Raw genomic sequence first — 15,350 nt, 5'->3', positions numbered from 1 at the left:
TAAGCCGTATAAAAGATGGGAATGGCTGTAATGTGGAAAAAGTGGGTATAACGGGAGGTTGTGGTATGCTCGAGGTGAAACAGGTCAGCAAAGTATACGAGAATCAAAGAGGGGTCCAAAGCATCGATTTCTCTATGAGCCGCGGAGAGATCGTCGGGTTCCTCGGGCCCAACGGCGCCGGTAAAACGACAACCATGCGGATGATCACAGGCTATTTGAATCCGACGCAGGGCACGATTACGATTGACGGCTTGTCGATGGCGGATCATCCGAAGAAAGCGCGGCAGAAGATCGGATATTTGCCTGAGACGCCGCCGCTGTATCCGGAGCTTACGGTCGGGGCTTATTTGCAGTTTATCGCCGATTTGCGTGGCATTCCGGCAAAGGAGCAGAAAAGCCGCATCGGCGAGGTAGTAGAGCGGCTCGGTTTGCAGGGACGCGAACGGCAGGTCATCCGGAGCTTGTCCAAAGGGTACAAGCAGCGTGTCGGTCTGGCGCAGGCCATCCTACATCAACCGGACCTGTTGGTGCTGGACGAACCGACTTCAGGGCTGGATCCCAAACAAATCATCGAAATCCGCCAGCTCATCCGGGAGCTGGGCGAGAATCATACCGTGCTGCTCAGCACGCATATATTGCCCGAAATCAATACGCTGTGCAATCGTGTATTAATTATCAATCAAGGCCGCATCGTCCTGGATGGACAGCCCGAACGGCTGGCGCATACGATGGGCGAAGCCTTCGAGGTATCGCTTGAAGTGAAGGGCCCGCGCGAGGCCGTGCTTGAGGAACTGCGCGGCGTGCCCGGCGTAGCCGGCGTAAGGGAGCTGGACGGCGAAGCGCCGAAACCGGAATCGAATGCTGCGGATTCGGCCGCGGAGTCTTCCGTGGCGGACAGTCCGGATGCGACGGTGAAGGTGCTCGTAACCGCAGCGGCTGAAGAGGACATCCGCGAGGCGCTGTTCTACAGAATGGCCGAGCGCAGGTATCCGATTCTATCTATGAAAAAGGAGAGCCTCAGCTTGGAGGACATTTTCTTGAAGCTGACAACAAGCGAAGCGCTGGAAGGAGCGGCTGGCGGCGAAACCGCTTCGGAGGAGGTGACCCCGGATGCGTAGAACCTGGGCGATTGCTAAAAAAGAGCTGCAGATGTATTTTACTCGCCGACGGCGTATGCGGCTTTCGCGTTCTTTTTCCTCATAACGGGCTATTTTTTCAGCGCGAATTTCCTGTATCCGCCATATGTAGTCGATATTCGGCCGGTGGTAGGAAATATCACGTTCGTGTTTCTGTTTATCGTGCCTTTGCTGACGATGCGGCTCATTTCCGAGGAGCTGCGGCAAGGGACGGACGAGCTGCTGCTGACATCTCCCGCCAGTATTACGGAAATCGTACTCGGCAAATATACCGCGGCCGCTATCGTTCAGCTGCTGCTTGTCATCGGCAGCTTGATTTATCCGCTGATTTTGAGCGCTTACGGGACGTTCGAACTGCCGGTGCTGTGGCTGTCCTATCTTTCCATGTTTTTGCTGGGCGCGGCGATGATGGCGATCGGTTTGTTCGCTTCTTCACTAACGGCGCACCAAATGGTGTCGGGTATCGCCGCGTTTGCGATTCTGCTCGTTTTTTGGACGATCGAATGGCTCGGGGATACAGTGGGCGGGAAAATCAAAGATTTTCTCGGTATGTTCTCCATTGTAGGCCGTACGCTCGACCTGCAGAAGGGCGTGCTCGATTTTGCCGACGTGCTTTTCTATATTACGCTGATTGCGGTGTTCGTGCTGCTCAGTATTCAAGTGCTGGAACGCAAACGCTGGAGATAATCGATAATCGCTTGAAGCGCGGACTACGCGCCAAGCAGAAGGGAGAAAGCCAAAGTGAACAAGTGGATACGCGGAACGAATGCGGTCGTGCTGTCGCTCGCCGTGATCGGCATTTTCATCGTGCTGACGATATTTTTGAACTCGATGAAAGGGCTGCAGCTTGATCTTACATTAAATAAGAAATTTTCGCTGTCGGAACAAACGACGCAAACGCTCGCTGCGCTGGAACAGGACGTGCGCATCGTCTCGCTGACGAGCGACCAGACCGATCCGTATATTAAACGCCAGGTGGTCGAGCTGGTGCAGGAATATAAGAAACGCAGCGGGAAAATCACTTTCGACGAGTACGATATCGTGAAACAACCGGCCATCGCCAAGCAATATGACGTAAATCCTTCAGGAACGCTGGTGGTGGAGAGCGGTACGCAGAAAAACACGATCAACTACTACGATATGTTCCTTCCTGGCCAGCAGCAAGGGGAGTATCAGTTCAGCGGCGAGGAAAAGCTGACCCAGGCGCTCGTGAACCTGAACAGCAAGGAAAAACGCAAAGTGTATTTTCTTTCCGGACATAACGAGATTCCCCTGAATCAAATGAATACATGGCGCAGCGGACTCGAAGGAGAGAACTACGAAGTGGCGGACCTGAACCTGCTGCGCGAGGGCAAAATCCCGGAGGATGCCGAAATGCTGTTCATTATCGGGCCCGAGCACGATATCAGCGATCAGGAAGCCCAACTGATCAAATCGTATTTGGACGGTAAGGGCAAGCTGTACCTGGCGCTAGGGTTTAATCAGGATATGGCAACCGGATGGAAAAATATCGACGGCCTCATGTCGGCTTACGGCATTAAAGACCAGCATGCCGTGGCGATCGAGCCGAAGCAAAGCGTGCTCTATGATCCGTTGACGATCATTCCGGAATACGGGCCGCATAAAATTACCGAGAAGCTTCAGCAGTACAACCTGCTGACCATGATGACGCTGGCCGTATCGCTGAACGCGGATCAGCCAAATGAGAATTATTCGGTGACTCCCATCCTTAAAACGACCAGTGCGGCCTATGGCGAAACCGATCTGAAGCGGCTTGCGCAGAGCAGCCAAAGCAGCAAGGATCAGACCGATATCCAGGGGCCGCTGAATTTGGGCTACGTCGTGGAAAACAAGGACCAGAAGCCGAAAGCGGTCGTTCTAGGCGGTTCGACGTTGTTCGTGGACCGGGTCATTTCGCAGCAGGGCAATCGTGACTTCGCTCTCAACAGCGTGGCTTGGCTGCAGGAGCAGACGAATCAGGTAACGATACGCCCGCGGCAGGGCGATGCTATTCAAACCGCGCTGGTGACTGCCGGTCAGGCGAACATGATTTTCTATGGAACGGTGCTGGTCTTCCCGCTGCTCTTCCTGATCTTTGGCGGGACGATTTGGTGGAGGAGGAGAAAAGGATGAAGCGGCTGATCCCTACGATGATCCTGGTTATCTTGTGCATCGGGGGCTTCTGGTTTGCGTCTAGCAAAGACTTCTTTAAGGAAAAACCGCCGGAAGCCCCGGCTCTGGTGAACGTGAAGAAAGAAGAAGTGGCAGGGTACACGATCAAAAAAGGCGATACGGTTATTGAGCTGCAGCAAAAAGACGGAGGGTGGACGATGATCCGCCCTTCTGCGATTCCGCTGAATACGGTTCAGCCGGCAGGATGGATCGATTCATTCAACGCCGTGAAGAAGGATAAGATCGTCGACGAGAATCCGTCCGACCTGACCCAATTCGGTCTGAATCCTCCGGCCCAGGAATTCAGCATAAAGCTGACGAACGGAACGACACACACCCTGTCCGTCGGCAGCCCGGTAGCGGTGCAGGGCTATTACTATGCCAAGTTCGGCGGCTCGCCAGAAGTATTCCAGATCAGCGAATCGACCCTAACGTCTTTGGCAAAGCAGCAAATCGATTTTATGGAAAAAAGACCGATTCAGCTGAACTATGAGCAGGTCCGTGCTTTAAGTGTCGATTGGAAGGGCCATAAGTGGACGCTAACCAAATCGGAGCCGGACAAAAAGTCGTATGAGGCGAACTGGAAGCTCGGAGATAAAGAAGTCAAAGGCGTGGATGCCAGCGGATACCTCGATAAAGCGGCCTTCCTCTCCACCGAGCAGCTGGCCAAGCCCGCGTCCGAGGTGAAGGGTCTTGACCAGCCGGAGCTGCGGATCGAGATTCAGACGGCGGGTGAGGACGGAAAAGAAACCTCAACAGTATATGTGGGCAAAGTGGAGAACGACAACGTGTGGATCGCCAAGCAGGGCGGAGAATGGGCATTCGCCGTTCCCGCCTCGGCGATTCAGGAGCTGGCGGACAAAGATAAGGAAGCGCCGGCGGAGCAGAAATAAACTGAACACCGTGCAGAAGGACCGTATGATTCGGCCATGGCTGCGCGGTGTTTTTTTTCTACGACGGCATGTTTAACAAACAATACTCTCGTCCCATAAGTTCTCAAGTTTTTGCAGGTGAGCTTGAGGGTCGCGTCGATACCGTTTTCGGGTAACGTTATCGCTTACCGATAAGAAGCGCGGCATCTGAGTTTCTAAAACCTTTTGCTTCAGGTGATCAGGAAGAATCTGTGGATCAACCTGCAAACAAATAATGATAATTTTAATGTTAATAAAGCATGAGCAGATTTCTCGGAGTGCAAAGTCTTGAATCGTAAATGATGCTCTGAGGAAACTGTTTGATGAAAAGGGATTGCTATGCTGTTAGCTTGGGGGGAGAAGAAATGTTTTACAACTCGGCTACATCTTAAAGTCACTCCATATGCTTTGTGTCATTTTCAGCACCACACTCCTTTTCAATCGATCCCAAATACAGCATAAGCGTTTGAGATCCACGACTGAACAGTGTTAACAATTATGCTTTTTTGCTTATAGGCCTTATGTACCGAGTCTTAAGAAGCGGATAGAACCAAGCCGGTGATTCCAACCTCTTATTTTTCCTTAAAGAAGCCTTGTCATGAAACAAATTGGAAAAAAGGACGTATAATCTCAACGTGAATGTGGAAATGTTTGCCTAAAATATATGGAGAAGGAAGGGATATCAATGAAACGACAACGTTTATTAGCTATTTTGGGTTTAACTGCGGCGCTGGTTGCGGGGAGCCTCGGTACTAGCGGAGCCGCGGCGCAAGCGTCGGACTATGAGCAGCGTTACGAAGCCGACAAAGCCGAAGCGGAAAAATATTACGATGTAGTTTACAAGGTGGCCAATGCCGATAAGGACGCTTTGGTGGCACAAGTCACAGCCGATATGGAATCGTTGGCTGAGCTGCTGAATAACGACTATCAAGAATTGAAGAAGAAATACCCTCCCGGCCCTGCAAACGGACTGATCCATAACCAATACCAACGCTCGATTAACCCGGGCAACACTTTAGGCAGCTTCGGACGCTATTACGAATCCTATAAACGGATACGCGACCGATACTCGAATGACGTCAAGAGCGGTGCATACCCTAAAAGTTTGATAGACGATTACAAGGATGAGCTCAAGCCCGACTCCCGGACCGGCGGAGCGATGAAACGATATGCCGCTAACAAAGCGGACGACGATGTGCGCGAGAAGGAGCTCGAGAGCATTCGGCAAACACGGGAGAACACATACAAACAAATTTTGGAGGAAAGAAACAGAGCCGTACAGGAAATATTGGAAGACCGGCAAAAGCTGATTACCGACGTTATGAATTACCGGCAGCGGATATTCGATGAAGCGCCAATCGCCGTTAAGCCGCTAACGGTAAGTTTCGCAGAAATCAAGGTGATGATTGACGGCGAACTGCAAACCTTTGAACAGCCGCCGGTGAATGATTCCGGGAATGTACTTGTCCCCATGAGAGCGATATTCGAGGCGCTGGGCGCCACGGTATTGTGGAACGAGGAACAGAGGGCGGTTCAGGCCAAGAAGGGCGGTACGACGATCGACCTTAAGCTCGGCAGTAAAGATGCTTTGATCAACGGAAGCCCGAAAACGTTGGACGCGCCGGCCAAGCTTGTCGGTTCTTCAACGATGGTGCCGATCCGGTTTATCAGCGAAGCGCTCGGGGCGAAGGTGGAGTGGGATCAACTGACCCAAACCGTGCTGATTGAGACAAAGTAAGCTGAGAGGAAAGCGAGTGAAAGCATCCCTTGTTGACTCCTGCCGTAGACACACGAAAGTGGCATAGAAAAAAGAGAAACGTCTTCCGTGTCGGCGTAGTGCTGTTATGTCTCGTTTGCGTCTTGTTCGTCTTCATGAACTACACGTCGTTGGAACGACGGATTTTGTTAATCGGTATTTTCAGCAGCACTGCGTGCGTGATCTTTTACACGTATTTCCTGTCCTATTTTTTCAGAACCCGGCTGAAAAATCGTGTGAGATATAAGTTTGGCTACCTGTTTGTTGCTATTTTATATTTGGGATTGTTGTACTTGATCTTCATGTTCGGGTGCTTCGTAACGGATATTGTGAAGGGCCCCGTAACAAAGGAGGTCGTCATCACGGAAAGATGGGATCCCAGGAGGGGCGGCGATCAAGTGCGAACCAGCGACGGACACACTTATGAGATGGCGAAAGGGTATGTCGATCTGCAAGAAGGACGCCGCTATAAAGTGAAGATTTTTAGGGCCAACAGATTCATTATCGGAATTGAACAAATCCGTTAAGGCCGTTTTATCGCCTTACCCCCCCACAGTCACCCGGGTGCAAGGCGACGGCTTAACCCGCTGCATTTCCTTGAACATCCGTTCCCTTCGGGATTGGCGAACGGCCTAAAGTCGAATCAGATCGAATAATCCATATTTTTTAAAACACTGCTTAAAAACTGTTTCGTTCTTTGTTCTTTCGGGTTGCCGAAAATATCCTTGGCGGTTCCTTCTTCAACCACAACGCCGTTGTCCATAAAGATGACCTTGGTCGCCACGTCTTCCGCAAAAGCCATTTCATGTGTGACAACCACCATAGTGGTTCAGCTTTTTCATGACCTGCAATACTTCACCGACCAATTCCGGGTCCAGGGCAGAGGTGGGCTCATCAAATAAAATGACCTCGGGATTAACGGCAATGGCCCGTGCTATGCCGACACGCTGCTGTTGTCCGCCCGACAATTAAGCTGGATAAGCGTTATATTTCTCTGACAGGCCGACCTTATCCAGCGCCGTATGGCCGGTGAGCATCGGAGTGGATGAATCGGAGATAAATCACCGAATCGGGCCGAAAATGGTTCCTTATTTCTATATGATATTTGTCCTGGAGGGACAGGGGGAATTGATTTACAAGCAGAAAAAGTATGTGCTTCATGGTGTTCGCATTATATCAGGAATGGATGAAATCTTTTTAAGATTTCGGGGTCAAAGATATGCAAGAAGGCCGCTTTGGTGTCATCGCGACGCCGAAACGGCCTTTTTGCTTCGTTTTAATTAGAACGTAGGTACGACTGCGCCTTTGTACTTCTCTTCCACAAACTTCTTGACTTCTGGCGAATTAAGCGCTTTGGCCAGCTTCTGGATCGCATCGCTGTCCTTGTTGTCCGGACGTGCGGCCAGAATGTTGACCAGCCTATCCGCATAAGGCGAATCTTTATCTTCAATGATCAGCGCATCTTCGTTCGGTACCAGTCCGACCGTCAGTGCATAGTTCGTATTAATGGCCGCGGCATCAACCTCGTCAAGCGCGCGCGGCAGCGTGGCCGCCTCCAGCTCGACGAACTCCAGCTTTTTGTTGTTCTGCTCGATATCTCCGACTGTCGCGTCGACGTCCACGCCTTCCTTCAGCTTGATCAACCCGTGCTTGGCAAGCAGGCTGAGCGTGCGGCCTCCATTGGTCGGGTCGTTCGGAATTGCGATCTTAGCCCCTTCCTTCAGCTCATCCAAGCTTTTCACCTTCTTGGAGTAGACGCCGATCGGTTCGATGTGAACCCCCGTCACTTTCACCAGATCATAGGAACGTTCCTTGTTGAACTGCTCAAGATAGGCCGTGTGCTGGAAAAAGTTCGCATCCAGCTGCTTCTCGTATACCTGGACGTTCGGCTGAACATAGTCGTTAAACTCGAGGATTTCCAGCTTGACGCCCTCTTTGGCCAGCGCGTCCTTTACCGCATTCAATATTTCCGCGTGCGGCACGGGCGTAGCTCCGACCTTCAGCGTTACTTCCTGCTGCGTTTCGGAGGGAGGGCTGCTCTCTCCGCCGCTTGCCTGACCAGGCGTGTTCTGCTTAGTGCCGCAAGCGACCAATGCCGCCATCAGCACAAGCGCGACCAACGATAACCAAACTTTTTTCATTTTCGATAACTCCCCTTTCCTTCCTAAACCAGTTTTTATGCGAGACTCGTGCGGGTACAGCATCCTCTTAACGGCGGATATACTTCCGTACGAGCAGGTCGCCGAGCGATTGCAGCAGTTGGACGAGCACAACAAGCAGCACAACGGTCACAATCATGACATCGGGCTGAAAACGCTGGTACCCGTAGCGGATCGCCAGATCGCCCAGCCCGCCTCCGCCTACGACGCCGGACATCGCCGTATAGGAGACGAGCGTGACGGCCGTCACCGTAACCGCCGCGATAATGCCTGTACGTGCTTCTCGAAGCAGCACCCGCCATACGATCGTCCACTTCGAAGCACCCATTGCCTGCGCCGCTTCAATGACGCCGCGATCCACCTCGCGCAGCGCGGCCTCCACAAGCCGAGCGAAGAACGGCGCAGCGGCGATGACTAGCGGCGGTATCGACCCTTTGACGCCGATGGAAGTGCCGACAATCCATTTGGTCAACGGAAAAATGGATATCATCAAAATAACGAACGGCACCGAACGGGTAATGTTGACGATGACAGACAGCGTCCGGTGAACGACGCCGTTCTCCAGGATCTGGCCCCGTCCCGTCACGAACAGCAGTACGCCCAGAACCAGCCCGAGCAGCACGGTGAATACTAGCGAAAAGCCGAGCATGATCAGCGTATCTTGGGACGCTCTCCATACTTCGTTCCAACGAATATTGCTGAACATTACGACACCACCTCCACATCGACGCCGCGATCCCGCAGCCGATCAACGATACGGTCCATATCGGCCGTTTCTCCGCGAAGCTCGATGAGCAGCTGCCCGTAGGGAGTGTTTTTCATCCGCGACACCGTTCCCTGCAAAATGGCGAATGTTGCGGCCGTTTCGCGGACCACCTCATACAGCACCGGTTCGTAGGTCGATTCACCGACAAAATGAATGCGCAAGAGCCGTCCTCCCCGATGCGCGTAAGCGAATTGATCGTCCGGCCACTCCGACACCTGCCCGACGAATTCGCGGGTAACGGCATGCTTCGGCTTGAGAAATACGTCAAGCACGTCGCCCTCCTCGACAATGCGGCCGCCGTCCATCACCGCTACGCGGTTGCAGATCGAACGAATGACGTGCATCTCGTGTGTAATGAGTAGTATCGTGATGCCCAGCTTGGCGTTAATATCCAGCAGCAACTGCAGAATCGATTGGGTCGTCTGCGGATCGAGCGCGGACGTCGCCTCGTCGCACAGCAGCACGTCGGGGTTCGTCGCGAGCGCCCGGGCGATGCCGATCCGCTGCTTCTGCCCACCCGACAGTTGGGCCGGATATTTGCCCGCATGGTCTCTTAGTCCTACCAGCTCCAGCAGTTCGTCTACCCGCGCCCGTATACGGGAGGAAGACCACTTGGCTAGCTTCAGCGGGAATGCGATGTTCTCCGTGACCGTAGCAGTCGTCAACAAATTAAAATGCTGGAAAATCATGCCGATCCGCCGCCGCTCCTGCTGCAGCTCTTTCTCCCGCAGCGCTGTCAGTTCTTTTCCGTTCACAATGACTCGACCCGACGTCGGACGTTCGAGCAGATTGACGCAGCGCAGCAGCGTGCTCTTCCCGGCGCCGGAGTGGCCGATTACGCCGAAAATATCGCCTTTGTCAACCTTCAGTCCGACATTAAACAGCGCCTCGGTCACAGCCCCGTGAGTCCGGTATGTCTTGCTCACTTGGTGCAGCTCGATCAGCGTCAATCCCTCCTTTCCAAAAAGCTACTATAATAACCTAGTTATACCATTGGATTAATATACATTAACATTAGGCAATTTTCAATAGTTTTTCCGTATGGAAAAGAAATAATTCGGTAGGCCAATGCGGATGATCCGCTGATAGCAGAACCGAGCGGCAAATGAGCCGCTCGTCTTTCTGCGTTGAAACGCAAATCAAACTTGAGATCTGGCCATACATATTTTCCCACCGGTGCGGACAACCTACCTTTTGTCGATAATGAAAGGAGGATTCTGCCATGTATACAGGACAGCAACAGCAACAGCAGCAGAACATGAATACGGTCAGTTCCAAAGAGCTGGCTTACATTTCGGATTGTTTGAAAAATGAAGAACTGCTTGCCAAAATTGCCGCGCAGGGGGTGGCGGAAAGCCAAACCCCCCAACTCAAACAAAAGCTGGCGCAAATTGCTCAGGATCGTCTTCAAAATACGGATCATTTGCTCCGGACGCTGCAGCAGCATACGCAGATGAGCCACTAAAAACTACATAGGAGGCGCGTACAATAATGTACCAACAAAACCCGATTAGCCCCCGGCAAGCCGAAGCACAAGCCCATCATTTTCATTTGAATGAGCAGGATACGGCCAATCTCGTACTATCGGAGCTGAAGCGCGCCGCTCGTGAATACACCACAGCTGCGCTTGAAGCGACGCATCCGGTGATCCGTCAAACATTCGCGGGCCTAACGCAAAAAACGCTGCAGGACCAAGCAGAATTGTTTGATGTCCTGAGTCAAATCAACGGCTACGGCTCAATTTCCATGGCTACCCAGCAGGAAGTGCAGCAGGAGCTGCAGCAGCACATCCGCAAAGCGGAGCAGCTGCATTCGGTTGTCCAGCAGGCGATTCAAAGCGGAAGCGCCTATCAGCAGCCGATCCAGCAGGCCGCAATCCAGCAGCCGTTCCAATCAGGGCATACAGCAGGTGCGGCAGGTTACGGGAACCAAGGCGTCGCTTCTTCGGGAGCTTCCTCTTATACCACGGGCGGCAGCTTTGGAGCCTATCCGCACCAAAGTTTCGGTTCGGCGCCAGCGTCCGGTTTCGGCCAAGGCGTTCACCCGGGCCACAGCTTCGGCTCCTCTGCCGCCGAGTCGCAGGAAAGTCATTATGGCTCAAAGTCCTCGGTGTCCGGTACGGACAGCCAGGATAACTTTACAGCCAAATCGGTACAGGACTATACGAGCAATAAATTCAGCAGCGGATTACAGGAAGCAAACGACTCCAGAGAACGGCAGGATCAAAGCCATTCTGTATCCGGAATAACTTCTCCGGCGGCGCGTCTCGGCGGAGGTTACAGTTTTGGGGTTCACTCTTCCGCTTCGGATGCCTCCACAGGCATTCAGACGTCGGTATTGACCACAAACCATACCAAGACGCCATCGTCTCCATCGGGGCGACAGTTCTCTTAACAGCAAGTATGATGTAACCCGAACAAGACTCTGCGAACCTTTATTTATAAATGAAGGGAAGCAGAGTTTTTTATTTAAAGAAGTACGGTATGGATCGTCGCAATGGACTCAGTCCGACGTCTCAAGAAGTTCCTTGGGGCGTCCAATGCGGTATATTTTTTCGTTTTTGAACCATAATACGAGAAAAACGCCACAGCAGGAGGGGCTTCGTCCGATGAGACTATGGTTGACATTGGTTCTGATTACCGGGCTGCTTGCCGGTTGCCAGACACAAGGGGATCACAACTCTACCAATATAAAGACGCTGCAAAAAACCGTAGGCCGGGAACAGCTGCTCCAGACATTCAGCCGGATCACGCCGCCGCCGATGAACAAGGAAATCATGAACCAATCCGACGAACAGGTCATCGCGTGGATCCGTCAGGTGGACGATTGGACGCATAAAGTACTTTCTTCCCCGCCGACGGGTGAAATGGATAGGTATGCGATGCAGGAGATGCGGACGCATTTGGAGCAGGTGTATACTCCCGAGATGGCGCAGCGGATGATCGATTATTTTTACCGGCATGACTACACGATAGGCACCTATCAGGCGAACAGCACTAAAGCGATGCTGGGCTTGCGAAGCGAATGGAGCAAGTATGAACTGAACAAATCGCAGCCGGCCCCGGGCCAGTATAAGATTTCCTTGACGGGAAGAACGAGATTTGATTACGGCGAGTCGGTTATGCAGCATGAGTCGGCTTACCGCGTGCAGGGCGACCGTTTGATCGTGACGGATTTTCAGACGCGCTCATAGACCCGTAACGCTTCATACACTGAGACACAGAGCATCCTTGGAGGTGCTCTGTTTTTTGTTTTTATGGGAACATACATTCTCTTTTCGTTCGGCGAATATGATATAATAGAGGATATTTCCTTTATAAGTCCGGCATTTGACACTTCCTCCGGGGTAGCATAGACTTTATTCTAGACAAGCTGATAGTGAATATCGTACCCCTTTGACCGGGGTGCGTTTCGGCCCTTTTCACACGAACAGGAGGCATCCCCTTGCATTTGCGAATGGAACAATGGAAGCATATTTTTAAACTGGACCCGGACCGGGACATATCGGACGATGCCCTGGAGCGCGTATGCCTGTCCGGAACGGACGCCGTGATGGTTGGCGGTTCGACGGGCGTTACGTTCGACAACACGGTCGATCTGCTGGCGCGTATCCGGCGCTACGAGGTGCCCTGCGTGCTGGAGATATCCGATCAGGAGGCGATTGTCCCCGGATTTGACCTGTTTATGATTCCTGTTGTGCTCAACGCGGGTGATACCCAGTGGATCGTCGGCCGGCACCATCAGGCGCTGAAGGAATACGGTGCTATTATCGATTGGGATCAGATCGTGACCGAAGGCTATATCATATTGAACGGAGACGCCACCGCGGCCAAACTGACGGAGGCCGACACCCGTCTAAGCGTCAAAGACGTTGAAGCGTACGGGCGTATGGCTGATCGGCTGTTCCGCTGTCCGATCGTATATTTGGAGTACAGCGGCACGTTCGGCGACATGGCGTTGGTCAGAAGAGTACGCAGTCTGCTGAGCCAGGCACGGCTGTTTTACGGCGGCGGCATTGATGGGCCCGAGAAAGCGCGGCAAGCGGCTGAAGCGGCACACACGATTGTAGTAGGCAATGCCGTGTATGAGAATTTGGAGCTTGCTTTGGCCACGGTCGACGCCGTGCGTTATGGAAAAGCTGCAGAAAGGGAATAAAAACAAATGATAAATGAAACGACAGATATTTTTAAAGCGATTGAAAAACTGAATCCGCAGCAGCGCCAAGCCGTCGAGACGGTAGACGGGCCTCTGCTGATCATGGCCGGCGCGGGAAGCGGCAAAACGCGCGTGTTGACGCACCGGATCGCTTATTTGATCGCAACCCGCAAGGCGGCGCCTTGGAGCATCCTGGCCATCACGTTTACGAATAAGGCCGCAAGGGAAATGCAGGAGCGCGTCAGCGCGCTGGTGGGGCCGCAGGGGCAGGATATTTGGGTATCGACCTTCCACTCGATGTGCGTCCGTATTTTGCGCAAGGATATTTCAAGAATCGGGTTCACTTCGAATTTCACCATTCTCGACTCGGGAGATCAGCTTTCCGTGATCAAGAACTGCATGAAGGAGCTGAACATCGATTCCAAAAAATTCGAGCCGAAGGCCGTGCAAGCGGTTATCGGCAACGCCAAGAACGAGCTGATTACGCCGGAGAAATTCGAGCAGAGGATCGGCGATTATTTTGACGGAATCGTTGCCAAGGTCTATGCGCTCTACCAGAAAAAGCTCAAAAGCAACAATTCGCTTGATTTCGACGACTTGATCATAAAGACGATAGAGCTGTTCCAGCAAATGCCGGAGGTGCTTGATTTTTATCAGAACAAGTTCCAGTATATTCACGTCGACGAATACCAGGATACGAACCGTGCGCAGTATATGCTGTGCCGTTTGCTCGCGAGCAAGCATCAACGCATCTGCGTCGTGGGCGACAGCGACCAGTCGATTTATCGCTGGCGCGGAGCGGACATCAGCAATATTCTCGATTTCGAGAAGGATTATCCGAATGCGACGACCATTCTGCTTGAGCAAAATTACCGTTCGACCTCTACGATTCTGAATGCGGCGAATAAAGTCATTGCCAATAACCTCGGACGGAAGCGGAAGAATCTGTGGACCGACAAAAGCGGAGGAAATAAAATCCGGCTGTACCAGGCCGATTCCGAGCATGAGGAAGGCTACTATATTACAAGCGAAATTCGCAAACAGGTTGAGCAGGGCCGTAAATACAGCGATCATGCCATTCTGTACCGTACCAACGCGCAGTCCCGGGTCATCGAAGAAATTTTGATCAAGTCGGATATTCCTTATCAGATTGTAGGCGGAATCAAGTTCTATGACCGCAAAGAGATTAAAGATATTTTGGCCTATTTGCGGCTGATTTCCAATCCGGATGACGATATCAGCTTTGCCCGCGTGGTTAACGTGCCTAAGCGGGGGATCGGAGATGCGACGGTAGACAAGCTGGCTGCGGCAGCCGGTCAATTCGGCGTATCGATGTTTGCCATGCTGGAAAACGTTGACAGTATGGAAATTGGCGCCAAAGCGCGCCATGCGCTCTCGGATTTTCGCGAAATGATCGAAAACCTGTATCGGATGGTCGATTATTTGTCCGTGACGGAGCTGACCGAGAAGATGCTTGAGATGACGCATTACCGTGACGAGCTGAAGCGGGAAAACACGCTTGAATCGCAAGCCCGGTTGGAGAACATCGACGAGTTTCTGTCGGTCACGATGGAATTTGAGAAACGCAACGAAGATAAATCGCTCGTTTCGTTTCTCACGGACCTCGCGCTGATCGCCGATATCGATTCGATGAATAACGACCCCGAAGCGGGCAAGCAGGGCGTCGTGCTGATGACGATGCACAGCGCTAAGGGATTGGAGTTTCCGGTCGTGTTCATTATCGGCCTGGAGGAGGGCGTATTCCCGCACAGCCGTGCGCTGATGGATAATGAGGAGCTTGAGGAGGAGCGGCGGCTTGCTTATGTCGGCATCACGCGTGCCGAAGAGGAGCTGTACCTGACGTGTGCACGGATGCGCACGCTGTTCGGGCGGACGTCGGCGAACGCTCCGTCGCGTTTCATAAACGAGATCCCGCAGGAGCTCGTGGAGGCTGTACGCGCCGGAGGCGGGTTCAGCCGCGGCGGTACCGGAACGGCGTGGGGCGGCGGCGAACGCCGCTTCGGCAGCGCCGGAGCCTTCGGCGGCACGCCGGCTGCGGGCCGGGCGCCCGTGAGCTTCCGCGGCGCCGGTGCGCCTGCCCCGGGGGGAGCCACGCCGAAGGCGGTGGACTTTGCCATGGGCGACAAAGTTTCGCACGGCAAATGGGGCACGGGCGTTGTCGTTGCGATCAAAGGCTCGGGCGAAGACACCGAGCTGCAGATCGCTTTCCCGGCTCCCATTGGGGTCAAGCGGCTGCTGGCCAAATTCGCCCCGATTACCAAAGCAAATGAATAG

General features: G+C 52.9%; 13 protein-coding genes and 2 pseudogenes. 11 read left to right on the top strand and 4 right to left on the bottom strand.

The annotated features are described in order from the left end of the window. Positions 1-65: 65 nt before the first annotated feature. The 6 genes and pseudogenes from EXW96_RS24445 to EXW96_RS24420 all read left to right on the top strand — a co-directional run bounded on the left by EXW96_RS24445 (position 66) and on the right by EXW96_RS24420 (position 6,502). On the top strand, positions 66-1,118 hold the full coding sequence (locus EXW96_RS24445; protein WP_062410101.1) for an ABC transporter ATP-binding protein: 1,053 nt from the start codon (positions 66-68) through the stop codon (positions 1,116-1,118). After that, positions 1,111-1,823, top strand: a pseudogene (locus EXW96_RS24440) (ABC transporter permease subunit). The gene EXW96_RS24445 and the pseudogene EXW96_RS24440 overlap by 8 nt, the downstream one beginning before the upstream one ends. Positions 1,824-1,877: 54 nt before the next feature. Beyond that, the gene (locus EXW96_RS24435) at positions 1,878-3,269 is read left to right on the top strand and encodes a GldG family protein (protein WP_137670908.1); all 1,392 of its coding nucleotides are present in this window, start codon (positions 1,878-1,880) and stop codon (positions 3,267-3,269) included. Next, positions 3,266-4,201, top strand: a complete 936-nt coding sequence (locus EXW96_RS24430; RefSeq protein ID WP_137670909.1) for a DUF4340 domain-containing protein — start codon at positions 3,266-3,268, stop codon at positions 4,199-4,201. Before EXW96_RS24435 ends, EXW96_RS24430 begins: the two co-directional genes overlap by 4 nt. A gap of 703 nt (positions 4,202-4,904) precedes the next feature. Then, a complete protein-coding gene (locus EXW96_RS24425) occupies positions 4,905-5,957 on the top strand; it encodes a copper amine oxidase N-terminal domain-containing protein (protein WP_254611547.1) in 1,053 nt (350 codons plus the stop codon). Positions 5,958-6,211: 254 nt separating this feature from the next. Continuing rightward, positions 6,212-6,502, top strand: coding sequence for a hypothetical protein (locus tag EXW96_RS24420; RefSeq protein ID WP_174351623.1), 291 nt, complete (start codon positions 6,212-6,214; stop codon positions 6,500-6,502). 116 nt (positions 6,503-6,618) lie between these two features. Here the strand turns inward: EXW96_RS24420 and EXW96_RS24415 are convergent. The 4 genes and pseudogenes from EXW96_RS24415 to EXW96_RS24400 form a co-directional block, all read right to left on the bottom strand. Beyond that, positions 6,619-6,991 (bottom strand): annotated as a pseudogene (locus tag EXW96_RS24415) (amino acid ABC transporter ATP-binding protein); the annotation flags it as partial. 264 nt (positions 6,992-7,255) lie between these two features. Next, positions 7,256-8,116 carry a MetQ/NlpA family ABC transporter substrate-binding protein gene (locus EXW96_RS24410; protein ID WP_074729054.1) on the bottom strand — a complete coding sequence of 287 codons (861 nt, stop codon included), beginning with the start codon at positions 8,114-8,116 and terminating at the stop codon, positions 7,256-7,258. A 67-nt stretch (positions 8,117-8,183) separates the two neighbouring features. After that, entirely contained in the window at positions 8,184-8,840 is a 657-nt protein-coding gene (locus EXW96_RS24405) for a methionine ABC transporter permease (RefSeq protein ID WP_174351622.1), read from the bottom strand. Further along, complete coding sequence (locus EXW96_RS24400) at positions 8,840-9,844, bottom strand: methionine ABC transporter ATP-binding protein (protein ID WP_137670922.1); 1,005 nt, start codon at positions 9,842-9,844, stop codon at positions 8,840-8,842. Before EXW96_RS24400 ends, EXW96_RS24405 begins: the two co-directional genes overlap by 1 nt. A gap of 278 nt (positions 9,845-10,122) precedes the next feature. Here EXW96_RS24400 and EXW96_RS24395 point away from each other — a divergent pair, with 278 nt between their 5' ends. The 5 genes from EXW96_RS24395 (at position 10,123) to pcrA (ending at position 15,350) form a co-directional block, all read left to right on the top strand. Beyond that, complete coding sequence (locus tag EXW96_RS24395) at positions 10,123-10,365, top strand: hypothetical protein (RefSeq protein ID WP_054819894.1); 243 nt, start codon at positions 10,123-10,125, stop codon at positions 10,363-10,365. Between the two features lie 26 nt (positions 10,366-10,391). After that, a complete protein-coding gene (locus EXW96_RS24390) occupies positions 10,392-11,294 on the top strand; it encodes a spore coat protein (protein ID WP_174351621.1) in 903 nt (300 codons plus the stop codon). Between the two features lie 214 nt (positions 11,295-11,508). Then, positions 11,509-12,093, top strand: coding sequence for a hypothetical protein (locus tag EXW96_RS24385; protein WP_174351620.1), 585 nt, complete (start codon positions 11,509-11,511; stop codon positions 12,091-12,093). Positions 12,094-12,356: 263 nt separating this feature from the next. After that, entirely contained in the window at positions 12,357-13,055 is a 699-nt protein-coding gene (gene pcrB / locus EXW96_RS24380) for a heptaprenylglyceryl phosphate synthase (RefSeq protein ID WP_062411079.1), read from the top strand. Between the two features lie 6 nt (positions 13,056-13,061). Then, a complete protein-coding gene (gene pcrA / locus EXW96_RS24375) occupies positions 13,062-15,350 on the top strand; it encodes a DNA helicase PcrA (RefSeq protein WP_174351619.1) in 2,289 nt (762 codons plus the stop codon).

This window comes from Paenibacillus sp. JMULE4, from assembly GCF_013337105.1.
Classification (GTDB): domain Bacteria; phylum Bacillota; class Bacilli; order Paenibacillales; family NBRC-103111; genus Paenibacillus_G; species Paenibacillus_G naphthalenovorans.
Note: the sequence above shows the minus strand (reverse complement) of the source record. Positions and strands in the feature narration are given on the sequence as shown.

Bases quoted from the DNA above. Each gene is read 5' to 3' on its own strand.
- EXW96_RS24385 (WP_174351620.1), top strand. From the start codon at position 11,509: ATGAGACTATGGTTGACATTGGTTCTGATTACCGGGCTGCTTGCCGGT.
- pcrB (WP_062411079.1), top strand. From the start codon at position 12,357: ATGGAACAATGGAAGCATATTTTTAAACTGGACCCGGACCGGGACATA.
- EXW96_RS24425 (WP_254611547.1), top strand. From the start codon at position 4,905: ATGAAACGACAACGTTTATTAGCTATTTTGGGTTTAACTGCGGCGCTG.
- EXW96_RS24410 (WP_074729054.1), bottom strand. From the start codon at position 8,116: ATGAAAAAAGTTTGGTTATCGTTGGTCGCGCTTGTGCTGATGGCGGCA.
- EXW96_RS24445 (WP_062410101.1), top strand. From the start codon at position 66: ATGCTCGAGGTGAAACAGGTCAGCAAAGTATACGAGAATCAAAGAGGG.
- pcrA (WP_174351619.1), top strand. From the start codon at position 13,062: ATGATAAATGAAACGACAGATATTTTTAAAGCGATTGAAAAACTGAAT.
- EXW96_RS24395 (WP_054819894.1), top strand. From the start codon at position 10,123: ATGTATACAGGACAGCAACAGCAACAGCAGCAGAACATGAATACGGTC.
- EXW96_RS24390 (WP_174351621.1), top strand. From the start codon at position 10,392: ATGTACCAACAAAACCCGATTAGCCCCCGGCAAGCCGAAGCACAAGCC.
- EXW96_RS24430 (WP_137670909.1), top strand. From the start codon at position 3,266: ATGAAGCGGCTGATCCCTACGATGATCCTGGTTATCTTGTGCATCGGG.
- EXW96_RS24405 (WP_174351622.1), bottom strand. From the start codon at position 8,840: ATGTTCAGCAATATTCGTTGGAACGAAGTATGGAGAGCGTCCCAAGAT.